General features: G+C 70.8%; 10 protein-coding genes. 6 read left to right on the top strand and 4 right to left on the bottom strand.

The features are described from left to right. Nucleotides 1–236: 236 nt before the first annotated feature. From GT354_RS17510 to GT354_RS17495, 4 genes are read right to left on the bottom strand one after another with little or no spacing between them, the layout of a single operon-like run. The gene (locus GT354_RS17510; RefSeq protein ID WP_161357237.1) at nucleotides 237–1676 is read right to left on the bottom strand and encodes a hypothetical protein; all 1440 of its coding nucleotides are present in this window, start codon (nucleotides 1674–1676) and stop codon (nucleotides 237–239) included. Beyond that, the gene (locus GT354_RS17505) at nucleotides 1673–2005 is read right to left on the bottom strand and encodes a hypothetical protein (RefSeq protein ID WP_161357236.1); all 333 of its coding nucleotides are present in this window, start codon (nucleotides 2003–2005) and stop codon (nucleotides 1673–1675) included. Before GT354_RS17505 ends, GT354_RS17510 begins: the two co-directional genes overlap by 4 nt. Continuing rightward, entirely contained in the window at nucleotides 1992–2549 is a 558-nt protein-coding gene (locus GT354_RS17500) for a hypothetical protein (RefSeq protein ID WP_161357235.1), read from the bottom strand. The genes GT354_RS17505 and GT354_RS17500 overlap by 14 nt, the downstream gene beginning before the upstream one ends. Then, nucleotides 2546–3169 (bottom strand): hypothetical protein, encoded by a 624-nt coding sequence (locus tag GT354_RS17495; RefSeq protein WP_161357234.1) that lies wholly within the window; start codon nucleotides 3167–3169, stop codon nucleotides 2546–2548. The genes GT354_RS17500 and GT354_RS17495 overlap by 4 nt, the downstream gene beginning before the upstream one ends. A 167-nt stretch (nucleotides 3170–3336) precedes the next feature. On the opposite strand from GT354_RS17495, the gene GT354_RS17490 reads away from it, so the two are divergent. The 6 genes from GT354_RS17490 to GT354_RS17465 all read left to right on the top strand — a co-directional run. Further along, nucleotides 3337–4188 carry a GntR family transcriptional regulator gene (locus GT354_RS17490; RefSeq protein ID WP_346012064.1) on the top strand — a complete coding sequence of 284 codons (852 nt, stop codon included), beginning with the start codon at nucleotides 3337–3339 and terminating at the stop codon, nucleotides 4186–4188. A gap of 498 nt (nucleotides 4189–4686) precedes the next feature. After that, nucleotides 4687–5991 (top strand): hypothetical protein, encoded by a 1305-nt coding sequence (locus GT354_RS52625; RefSeq protein ID WP_202511992.1) that lies wholly within the window; start codon nucleotides 4687–4689, stop codon nucleotides 5989–5991. 83 nt (nucleotides 5992–6074) lie between these two features. Continuing rightward, the gene (gene dnaB, locus GT354_RS17480) at nucleotides 6075–7493 is read left to right on the top strand and encodes a replicative DNA helicase (RefSeq protein ID WP_161357233.1); all 1419 of its coding nucleotides are present in this window, start codon (nucleotides 6075–6077) and stop codon (nucleotides 7491–7493) included. A gap of 227 nt (nucleotides 7494–7720) precedes the next feature. Next, on the top strand, nucleotides 7721–9163 hold the full coding sequence (locus GT354_RS17475) for a DnaB-like helicase C-terminal domain-containing protein (RefSeq protein WP_161357232.1): 1443 nt from the start codon (nucleotides 7721–7723) through the stop codon (nucleotides 9161–9163). A gap of 286 nt (nucleotides 9164–9449) precedes the next feature. Then, complete coding sequence (locus tag GT354_RS17470; protein ID WP_346012063.1) at nucleotides 9450–11405, top strand: UvrD-helicase domain-containing protein; 1956 nt, start codon at nucleotides 9450–9452, stop codon at nucleotides 11403–11405. Nucleotides 11406–11693: 288 nt separating this feature from the next. Next, a partial coding sequence (locus tag GT354_RS17465; RefSeq protein WP_161357231.1) for a hypothetical protein occupies nucleotides 11694–11939 on the top strand: 246 nt, incomplete at its 3' end.

Raw genomic sequence — 11939 nt, 5'->3', positions numbered from 1 at the left:
GCGTCGGCACGGCCGGGATCGCGCCGGACGCGTGCGGGGTCGGCGTCGTCTCCGCAGACGGAGCCGATCGCGTCGTCGACGCGGCGGGGGCCGGCTGCGCGGCCGGGGTCTGGTCGGTGGTGGGAGTGGTCTCGATCGTCGTCGTCGTGCTCATGTCCGTCACCTCCTGGGGGAGGCGGGCCCACCGAACGCGGCGGGCCCGCCGTCGAGCTGTCGAGCGAGTCGATCGGGTGGGGTCATTCGGATTCGACGGCGGCCGGGATGAGCTGCGCGTCGATCAGGGTCCGCACGAGCGGGGCGCCGTCCTGGCGGCGCATCCGCAGCGCCTTCGCCAACGCGTACGGCGACACGCCCAGGTGCGCTTTCCGCGAGTACAGGCGCTTGTCCTTCTCGATCCGCTTCTGCAGGCCGTGCCACGCCTTCGCGGCCTGCCGCAGCTTCCGCTCCGGCAGATCCAGCAGACCCGTCTCGGGGCTCTCCGCGACCTCGTCCGGGACATCCCCGTCGGCGTCCGGGTTTCCAAGCGGGAACTGGGTTTCCGGGCCCTGCGCGGGCGTTCCGGGCGCGGCGTCGGGAACGCTCATCACGGCCCGTTCGAACCGACCCTCCAGGTCCGGGATCCACAGCCCGGGAGCCGCGCGACCGGCCTGCGTCGGAACGATCGCGGCCACCTCGGACGCAGGCGTCACGACACCGGGAACGGGCTCGCCGACAGCACCGTCAAGCGGCTTGTCACGACCCTTGCGGCCGTCCCACGCCAGGGCCACACTGCGCCGGTACGTCGACCGGCGCAGGGTGCGGATCTCGCTGATCATCGGCTCGTCGACGCTCGCGCCCTTGGTCCTGGACCACGCCAGCGCCCACGCCTGCGGGTACTGCGTCCCGGTCAGGTCCGCGATCCGCTGGGCCCGGTGGGCGACCACCGGGTGCGAGCGCCGCAGCCGGCGCCACCGAGCGACTTCGGCGGCCTCCTCGCCGGACAGCCGCGCCTTCTTCGAGCGCATCACCAATGCCCACAGCACGAGCGCGGCCAGCGAGGCCGCCGCGTAGGCGCCGGCCCGGTAGATCCCGGCCGCGGAGTGGTCCTCGATCAGGTGACCGGACGCGTTCACGGCGGCCGCGAACACCCCGGACGCCCACGTGGCGCCGAGCAGGAACTTGTACGGACTCTTGGGGCCACGACCGATCGCCGCCGACGTCAGGCCCGCGAGCGTGAGCACCATGCCCTCGAACAGGACCGGCACGCCCAGCGCCCACACGCCCATGCCCGCCGCCTGCGCGGCCCCGGCCTGCCCGCTCCACCCCATGCCCAGGCTGACCGCCACCACGGGCATCCCCGCAGGCGGCATGTGCTCGGACACCGCCGCGACCGTCTTGGTCCACGCGGCCTTGCGGGCGACCTTCCGGCGGGACTTCTCCTCGTCCTTGTCCTTCCGGGCCTTGGCCGTCGCCTTCTCGTCGGCGGCCCGCTTGAACAGCTCGCCCTGGAGGCGCACGGCGTCGTCCTTGCGCTTCTCCTCGGCCGCAAGTCGCGCGTCCTCGCGCCGCTGCTCGCGCTCCAGGCGCTCGTCCTCGCGCTGCAGTTCGGCGTCCGCCACACGGTCCGCGCGGCGTTCCTCGCGCCGGGACGGCCGACGCGGATCGTCGCCCTCGTTGAACAGGTTCGTGATGCTCATGTCGTGCCCCCGTGGGTGTGGTCGATGTGCGCGTGCTTCGGGCCGTGGTCGACGCGCGGCCATCCCGCCCAGTCGGCGAGGGCCTCGGACAGTTCGATCAGCACGTCCATCCCGGTCCGCCGGTCGTGGGGCGCCCAGTACGTGAGCACCCGCCAGGCCGTCCCGCCGACGGCGACCGCCACGATCACGGCGGTGATCGCCGACCACGGGCGAGGAACGAGATCGGAGATCGGTGCGGCGACGAACGCGCCCAGACCGATCACGCCGATCACGGGACCGTCGAGCAGCACCCGGTAGAGCGGGCGGGCGATCACGTCACGCGCGGTCATCGCTCGGCCCTCCGATCACGGGCCGGGCGTCCGGGCGGGCGATCATCTCGATGGTGAAGTCGGCCATCCACGCGGGCAGGAACGGGAGTTCCGACGCGGCGTGCTCGACCCGGTGCGCGAACTCCTCGTGCACCTCGGGCATCCACGTGTTCGCGGGCCCGTGGCGCTCGACGAAGTCGGCGACGAGCGCGGCCCGGGTGGAGAACTGCGACATCGGCGGGGTGTCCTCGCGCATCGCCCGGAGGTACAGGCCGTCCGTCAGGACGCGGAGCGAGCGACCGGCGTGGGTGTAGGCGGCGGCGGCCGCGAGGACCAGGCCCACCGCGATCGCGGCGGCCGCGCCGAACACGATCGCGATCGGGCCTGTCGTGGTCAGCGCGACCACGACGCCCGTACCGGTCGCCCAGGCCACGACCGTGCCGGGCAGCGCCGCGCGGAGCACGACGTAGACCGGCAGAGTGGCCGGGTCGCGCTTCGCGACGCCCTTGGCGAGGCGGTACTCGGTGCGGGTCCGGCGGACGGGGTGTACGAGGTGAAGAGTCATCGCTGCACTCCCCACGGGTCCGACACGACGCCGGCCGGCAGGTCGACGCCGAGCAGCTCGGCGAGCGCGACCAGCCGAAGGTCCGGAGTGCCGTCGGCGAGGACGCCGTTCAGGTGCTGGGTCACGATCCGCAGAGCGACCCGGCCGCGTGCGACGTCGGTCGACACCGTCGCGTCCAGACCCCGGCGGACCTGGTCGGTCACGCTGGACTCGACCATCACGTCCGCCCACCCACACGGACCGGACGACGCCTTCGCGTCCTGCAACTCCTCGATGGTCTGCCGCAGTTCGTAGCGCAGGATGTCGGCGTCGGACGCGAGTTCCGCGACCGTGGCGGCGAAGGTGCGCCGGTCGTCCTCCCGGGCCGCGTCCCCGTAGACAACAGACGCCACGAGTGCGTCGGTGACGTGCCCCAGGTACTCGGTGCGGCTGCGCAGCACGGTAGTCAGCGCGTGCAGGTCGGCGTCGGCGCGGTCGGCAACGGCGACCGCCAGGCGGTTGCCCATCCGGCCGGTGAACAGGATGCGGATGCGGTCGAGCACGCCGACTCGCGGCGGCTGAGAATTCGTTTCGGGCCCCGCGATTACTACGGGCACCTGGTATCGGGCATGCTGGTTCATGGGCGCTGCCTCCTATTTGGTCTGCGCTCCAACCGCGACCCCCGGTGGCTGCCGGGGGTCGCTTGCGTTACCGAGACTGCTCTCCGTAGTCGATCCTTGTCAAGCGTTAGTCTGTCCACTAACTTCGTGGTTCTGAGATCACGACGACCCTGGAGGAGGTACCGACCGTGAGCACTCGATACGGTGAGATTGCCGATGACCTGCGCAAACGGATCGCGTCCGGCGAGTTTCCGCCGGGGTCCAAGCTGCCGCCACTGGCCGAACTCATGGGAACTTTTAATGTCAGTTCCACGGTCATGCGGGACGCGTACACCGTGCTGGAGCAGGAGGGCTTGGTTGACCGGCGGGGGCGCGGCGGAATCGTCGTAAAGATCCACCCCGATCAGGTCCGGCTGACCGTGCGGGATCGGCAGATCGAGCGGGACGAGCTGGGCTACTACAGCGGCCCGCAGGTGCAGCACTGGCGGGCGCTGCCGTGGCCGGACGGCGAGCGAACGCGGACCGGGCTCGCGCCGGCTCCTGCAGACGTCGCCGAGATGCTCGGCGTCGAGGTAGGCAGCCAGCTCACTGTTCGACGGCGACTCGTGGGCGACCCGGACCGCGAGGAACACCGCCAGCTCGCCGACTCGTGGATCCCGGCATGGGTGACCGAAGAAGTGCCTGCGCTCTCGGGGCCCACGGGTCTAGGCGGGATGTACGACAGGGTTGAGGAATGGACCGGAAAGCCTCTGCGGTGGTCCGAGGAGGCATCCACGCGCATGCCGTCGCCAGCAGAAGCTGAGGCACTTCGGATGCCGAAAACCGGCGTACCGATGCTGCGGGTGGTGCGCCTGACGTCCCTCGCCGCCCGCGGTCGAGGTGGCCCCCGAGTGGTCGAGGTCCAGGACATTCGGATGAGCGGCGCGTTGTTCACGGTCCGATATCCGTTGGCTCGCGCAGCATCTGCGCGGTGGCCCGTCGCACCTGCCAGCAGCGACTACTACTCGGCCCCAACCCCATCGCCGGAAGAGGAGTCCTAGGAATGCCGACCAGGCAGGCCGCGACGCTAAGCGCGGGCGGCTGTACGCATAGCGTCCATACCGTTAGGGCTGGTCAGATGGGGTTGCTAACCCACGGTAGTGATCGTGGGAGAATGCTGTGATTCTGCAGTCAGCCCCACGATTGCGGAGCCCAATTGACAACTGAAAACGCCGAAAGCGACCGCTCCGTCTCTACCCCTAGAGACACGGTCGCTTTCATTGGAGAACCGGACGTACTTGCCGGTTCTCAGGTGCCGCGTCCCATCCACCTACCAAGTTTTGGGCCCCGCGCGCTCTGCCAGAGTACCTGCCGACATACCCCAGCGGCAGTCGACCCTGGTCAGCGTGGCGTACCCGGAGCTTCCTCCGAGAGGACTCCCGAACCAACATGCTCGTCGCACCCCACCGCCCTCGCTCCACCGACGGCCGTCCACCCGTCGCCGAGGGCGTCGCGTTTCCCTCTTTCTCGATCCGCACCGCCCTGTTCGGCGGTGTGCTGTGACCGAGATTCCTGCCCAGGTCGTCGGCGAGGCGCCGATTCGTATGGGTGCCGCGCCTGTGGACGCGGTCGTTTTGCACCGTCACATGGTCTACGGCAGCGGCCTCGTGCACGCGCTGGACCACGTGTTGCTGATGCATCTGTTGTTCGTGGTGGCCGAGGGCCGCGCCCTGACCGTGAAGGACATGTGGCGCGAGCTGCAAGCCGCGGGCATCCGGTCGGCGAAGAACGCGGCCGTGCTGGTCGGCCGCGACGCCGTGTACGAGTCGTTCGGCCGGCTGATCGAGGCCCGGTTCGTGCGCCGCATCCAGGCGGGCGGTTCGTCCGGATCCTTCGGGAAGGTGTCCTACGAGCTCTACCCGCAGCCCGCGTGGAACCCGGACGCGATGCCGCCGAGCGAGCCGTGGGACCCCCGCGACCACCCCGATTTCCCGTCCGCGTCGCCGCAGGTGGGACCGCTTCCCGGAACGCCGGAAGCGGTGAAGCCGGAAACGGTGTCGATCGGTATTTCCGCAGGTCAGACCGCTTCCCGGAACGCCGGAAGCGGTTACGCCGGTTCCGGCGTTCCGGGAAGCGGTCGGAAGCGCATTCCCGCAGGTCAGACCGCGTCCGGCGTTCCGGGAAGCGGTAAGGCGTTCCCCCCACACCCCCAGGAGGAGGTAAAAACCTCCTCCCCCTACCCCCACGCGTCGGCTGACGTCGTGCGGCCGGCTTCGCCGGAGGGGGAGGAGGCGGTTTGCCTGTCGGCGGAAGACGTTGCTGCGGCTGCGGCCGTGCTGATGCGACTGCCCCACCCCTGGACCGCCGGTCTTCGGAAGGCGCAGAAACTCGCGCCGGACTTGGCGCGGAACGCGGCCAGGCTGGGATGGTCGCTTGACGACCCGCTCCTGGTGGCCGAGTTGACCCGGGATCCGGGCGGCGTCACGCACTACCCGGCGGTGTTGCCCAAGCGCGTGGCGGACATGCGTCTGCGTGAGGCTGTGGTCCTGGTCCCCGTGTCGTCGCCGGCCGCAGTGGACGACGCGTGCCCGCAGCATCCGCACCGGCGTGCCGCCGAGTGCGAGCCGTGTGGCGCGAGCGCGGCCCACGAAGCCGCCGTCGACGAGCACGAGGCCGATGTCCCCGCCGCGTCGCCGGGCCTGCTGGCCGCGCGCAAGGCGGCGATGGCCGCGCGGTTCGGGATCGGCACGCCTGTGCCGCCTCGTGACCCGGCCCGTCCCACCCCGGCGGAGCGTGAGCGGGCGCGGTACGAGGACGAGGAACGCAACCGGGCGATCGCCGACGAGTTGCCGTCCGGCTCCTGAGCCCGGACCCGAGTGTGGGCGGCCCCCGGCATGGGGCCGCCCACGTGATCCAACCGACCATCTCGCGATCGGAAGAACCACCCATGACGGTAATCCCCGCCCCCACCAGCCGCGACCACGACCAGGACCTCGACCAGGACGAGACTCTGCCCGGCGTCCCGCCGATGGACCGCGCCGCGCCGCAGGACATCGCGGCCGAGCAGTCCGCGTTGGGCGCCATGCTGTTGTCCAAGGACGCCATCGGCGACGTCGTCCAGGCCCTGGGCAAACTCGGCGGCACGGCGTTCCACCGGCCGGCGCACGAGCTGATCTACGCCGCGATCCTGGACCTGTACGCCAGGGACCTGCCGGTGAACGCGGTCACCGTCGCCGACGAGATGGGCAAGCGCGGCGAGATCGGCCGGGTCGGCGGCCACCCGTACCTGCACACGCTGATCTCCGCCGTGCCCACCGCCGCGAACGCGGAGTACTTCGCGAGGATCGTGCTGGAGAAGGCCACGCTGCGGCGCCTGGTCGAGTCCGGCACCCGCATCGTGCAGATGGGGTTCGCCGGTATCGGCGAGGTCGCGGAGATCGTGGACGCCGCGTCCGCCGAACTCGCCACCGTCACGGCCCGGACCGGCGACGACGAGGGATCGATCACGCTCGACGGGCTGTTCGGCCTCGTGATGGACGAGGCCGAACGCATGCAGAACGAGGGCGCCCGGACCGGGATCCTCACCGGCTACCAGGATCTCGACGACCTGACCCACGGGCTCCAGCCCGGCCAGATGGTCATCGTCGCGGCCCGCCCGTCCCTCGGGAAGAGCACGCTCGCGCTGGACGTGGCCCGACACGCGGCGATCCGCGGCGGCCACAAGGTCGTGTTCTTCTCGCTGGAGATGACCCGCCAGGAACTGGGGCAGCGCCTGATCGCCGCCGAGGCCCGGATCCCGCTGCACCGCATTCGCGGCGGCCAGATGACCGAGCAGGACTGGACGGCCGCCGCCCGCGTCGCACCCGCGTGCGACACCAAGATGCTGGAGATCGTCGACTCGATGGACGTCACCATCACGCAGATCAAGGCTCGCTGCCGCCGGATCAAACAGCGTGACGGCCGTCTGGACCTGGTCGTCATCGACTACCTCCAGCTCCTGCAGTCCTCGGGCCGCAAGCCCGAGAACCGGCAGGTCGAGGTCTCCGAGTTGTCGCGCAACGTCAAGCTCCTGGCGAAGGAACTCGACGTGCCCGTGATGGTCCTGTCCCAGCTCAACCGGGGGCCGGAAGGACGCGAGGACAAGATGCCCCGCATGAGCGACCTGCGTGAAAGCGGCAGCCTGGAGCAGGACGCCGATCTCGTGATCCTGCTCCACCGCGAGGACGCGTACGACCCGGAGAGCGCCCGCGCGGGCGAAGTCGACCTGATCGTCGACAAGAACCGCAACGGGGCGAAAACCAAAATCACGGTCTACAACCAGCTCCACTACGGGCGTTTCGTGGACGCGAACAAGCGATCCGACTGACACGGAACGCGTCCCGCGAGCACCGAAGCCCGCAAGGGTGGTTCCACGGGCCTCGCGGGACGCGTTCCGCCCCCGAGTACCAAGATCGGCGTTGCGGGCCCTTGGGAGGGCGTATACGGCCTCTGGAGTCACATCCGTACCGCGCGCCCCACCCGGTGCGGCCTCGTCCGGGTGCTCGGCAACGGAACCGGCCCGACGCGGCACCCGGTGTCGCTAGCGTCGCCGCCATGACGACACGCGGGGAAACCCCAAGCGGGGAACCGGACTTCCCCGGTTCCGCCGAAGACGACGAGTTGGATCGCCTCGCCGCGAGCATCGCGCCCTGGTCGCACGAACCCAAACCCGAGTACACCCACGTCACGATCACCACGGACGGCGCCATCACCGTGGACCGGGGCACCTGGCACGACATGTACGCCACCATCTCGGAGGGCCGGGGCGCGGCCGGCGAGAGCGGTGTCGAGTTCCTGAGCGACAACCCGCTGCACGCCTACTGGTTCGTGCCCTTCACCGGAGACACCGGCCCCGGCGCACGCCGAACGAACGACGTCGCCAACCGCATGATTTGGCACCTCACCGGCGGCCCGCCCCTACTCGCCCCCACCCAGGGGCCGGACCCGGACGCCGAGCCCGAGGACGGTGTCGTCGAGGTCGACCCCGTCACCGTCGAGCACAGCGTTCTGAAGCTGCGCGGCCCCGTCGTCTTCCGGGCCGGAGCCCAGGACCTCACCGCCGCACAACTCGATCTGATCGAACGGACCCATGCTCGGGCGGTGCGCGACCTGCGCGGGGTGACCCCCGCGGAGGGGAGCGGGAGGCCCGTTCCGCGCCGCGTCGCCCCGCCCTCGCATCCGGAGTCGCCCGGAGTCCGCTGCGGCCTGGTCGACGTCGACTCCGCCACCGGAGGACTACGCGGCGGGCAACTCGTCGTCGTCTCGGGGGAGACCGCCACCGGCAAGAGCGCCCTCGCGCTCCAGTTCGCCCGCGTGGCGGCCGTCGACCAGGACATCCCCGCCGCCGTGTTCACCCTGGAGAGCTACGACACCGAACTCGCCGAACGACTGCTCTCGGCGGTCTCCGGAGTGCCGCGCCTGGACCTGTACGGCGATCACCGCACCGAGCGGGATCGGCGATCCGTCGAGGAGGCGGAACAACGTCTACGCCGGACGCGGATGCTCGTGGAGGGCGGAGGGAGCAACCTGACCCTGCGCCGGATCCAGGAGCGGGCCCGAGCCTTCCGGCGGGCGCACCCGGACCTCGGACTGATCATGATCGACTACCTCGACCTGCTCATCTACAGCTCGATGGGCACGGCCGACCGGATGACCGAGGACGGTCCGGTGGCGGCCATCGCACCCGATCTGAAGGCGTTGGCGCGGGAATTGCACGTGCCGGTCCTCCTGGTGACCCAACTCCGTCTGGCCTTCAAGCCCTTTCGGGGCAACGTGCCGACCCCGCGTGATCTGCCCGGCGCGGGTGCGCTGGAACAGGCCGCGGACATGGTGATCCTCATCCACCGCAAGGACCCGCTCGACCCGGACGCGCCGGACATTCCGCGCCCGAACCCCGTCGACCTGATCGTCACCAAGCAGCGCACGGGACCACCGATCACGACCACCGTCGACTTCCAGGCTGATCGCATGCGCTTCGTGGACATCCCCCGGAACTAGACCACCCCTCTCCCCGAACCCGACGCGCGACACGACGGCGCGGCCCGAGCCTTCCTTCCCCGAGGACTCGCGCCGCGCCTCTTGGTGTCTGCCCGCCCGATCACCGCTCAGGGTTGCTTGTTCGAGGGACCGCCGCCGTGAAATGTCCGGTGAAACGTCCGGTCGAAACCCTGGACAAACGCGTCTGTCGGCCATCTGCCACCGGCCCGGGACGCCCGACACGTCGCCGGACCCGTTCGGGTGAATCAGGGGCGCGATCCGGTGGGTTTACATCACAATCAATCCCGTGACGAAAACTCAGGGGATGGATGGTCCCGCGAGCGCGGCCGCCGAGGAGGCGGCCGCGTTCCGCTGCGAGGTGTGTACGAAGTCGCTCGGCGGTAAGACCAGGCGCGGCCGGCCGCGCCGGTACTGCTCGCGGTCGTGCCAACAGACGGCGTACCGCAACCGCCGGGAGCCCGACGACGACGAGCGCCGGGCACGCCTGTGGGCGAGGTTCACGGAGATGAAGCTCGCCCTGGACGACGGGATGCTCGGGCGGGAGCTGATCGACTACCTGTCCGTCGACGAACTCAAGACGGCGGTCCGCCTGGCCGAGAGCGCGTGCGCGGCGATCCGTGAATTGGAGGCGTTGGCGGACGCCGCCACCCCGGCGGCACCGTCGGTCGTCCCGCCGGTGAAGGCGGCGCCCGCGGTCGCGGCCGCGAAGCCGGCCAAGGCCGCCCCGGGCAAGCTGGCCGTGGGCGGGTTCGCGCCGACGGCCGAGCAGACGGCGATCGTGGACGCGTTCGTCGCCGGTCGGCACCTGGTCGTCGAGGCCCGCGCCGGTACCGGCAAGACGTCCACGTTGCGGCTCGCGGCGCAGGCGATGCCGAACAAGAAGGGCTTGTACGTCGCGTACAACAAGGCCATCCAGGTCGAGGCCGCCGCGAGCTTCCCGGCGAGCGTGCAGTGCAAGACGGCGCACTCGCTCGCGTTCGGCGGGGTCGGCCGCCTGTACAAGCACCGACTCGACGGCCCGCGGTTGCCCGCGCGCGAGTCCGCCCGGCGCCTGGGCGTCGACGACGCCCTGAAGGTGGGCGCACACACGTTCACCGCCGAGCAGTTGACCCGGCTCGCGCTGGGCATGGTCGACCGGTACTGCCAGAGCGACGACACCGAGATCGACGCCCGCCACCTGGAGTGGGTCAACGGCGTCACCCCGCTCGAACACCGCAGGCTGGGCAAGGAGTTGCTGCCGTACGCGAACCGGGCCTGGACCGACCTGCAGGACGTGAACGGCCGGCTGCGGTTCACCCACGACCACTACCTCAAGATGTGGGCCCTGACCGGCCCGCAACTGCGCGCCGACTTCGTTTTGTACGACGAGGCCCAAGACGCCAACCCCGTGATCACCGGCGTGGTCCGCAGGCAGCAGGGCGCGCAGCAGGTCGCCGTCGGCGACACCTGCCAGGCCATCTACGGGTGGAGGGGCGCGGTCGACGCGCTCGCGACCTGGCCCGCCGACGAACGCCTCTACCTGGCACAGTCGTTCAGGTTCGGGCACGCGATCGCGGCCCAGGCGAACACGTGGCTGGACGAGCTCGGCGCGGCACCGCTGCTGATCGGCAACCCGAACACGGCGTCCACCGTCGGCCCACTGGAGACCCCCAAGGCGCTGCTGTGCCGGACCAACGCCCGCGCGATCAGGTCGGCGATGGACTACATGGACAGTGGCCGCACCGTCGGCTTGGTCGGCGGCGGGACCGCGATCCGCCGGCTCGCCGAGGCCGCCCGCGACCTGAAGAACGGCCGCCGCACCAGCCACCCCGAGCTGTTCGTGTTCGACACGTGGGAGCAGGTCCGCGAGTACGTCCGCGACGAGGACGCCGGTGGCCTGGGCACGTTCGTGCGCCTGATCGACGATGAGGGCCCCGAGGCCGTCATCGCCGCGGTCGGCCGGCTCAGCGACGAGAAGCGCGCCCAGGTCGTCGTCTCCACCGCGCACAAGGCCAAGGGCCGCGAGTGGGACAGCGTGGCCATCGCGGACGACTTCTCGGAGCCCTCGCCCGACCGCGAGACCGGCGAGCCGGGCCCGATCCCGCGCGAGGAGGCGATGCTCGCCTACGTCGCCCTCACCCGGGCCAAGCTGCGGCTCGACCCCGAGGGCCTGTCCTGGATCCACAACCGCACCCACGGTCGCCGCCCCGCCGGCATCGACCCGCTGTTCATGGACGGCAACCCTCACGGGCCCGGCATGTGACGTTAATCGGCGCGGCGCCCGAGCGCGCCGCGCCGAACCACGTCCGCGCCCGAACCCGGGCGAACACCGACAACAGGGCTCGGCCAAGGCGAAACCTGGTGATGTCCGGGCGAACAGACCCCGGACAAGGGGTGCAGCCACGCGCGGGGAGCGTGGTCAAGACTTTGGACAAGAGGTGTATTTGCGCAGGTCAGAGGCGCCGACAGACGGTGGACAAGGGGTACGTCGTCAGGATGCGGGCCACCGGACGCCCACTCGGGGTGTCCTCGGTCCACAGGAGCTGTCCCGATGCCTGAACAACCCCACCGACCCACCACGCCCGACACGGTGTTGCGGGCCCGCGTTCTGGCCGTGCTCGGCTGCGTCCGGGTCGCCACCCTCGCGCAACTGCACGAGCTGCTGACGCCGGCGCACGTCGACGAGGCGTACCTGCGCCGCGTCACCCTCGCCCAGGAGCGGCGCGGCCTGCTCGCCCGCGTGCGGTGCGGCCGTTCCGACGTGTGGCACCTGACCCGCGCCGGCCGGGCCGCGATC

It is taken from the genome of Streptomyces sp. SID3343 (genome assembly GCF_009865215.1).
GTDB lineage: Bacteria > Actinomycetota > Actinomycetes > Streptomycetales > Streptomycetaceae > Embleya.
Note: the sequence above shows the minus strand (reverse complement) of the source record. Positions and strands in the feature narration are given on the sequence as shown.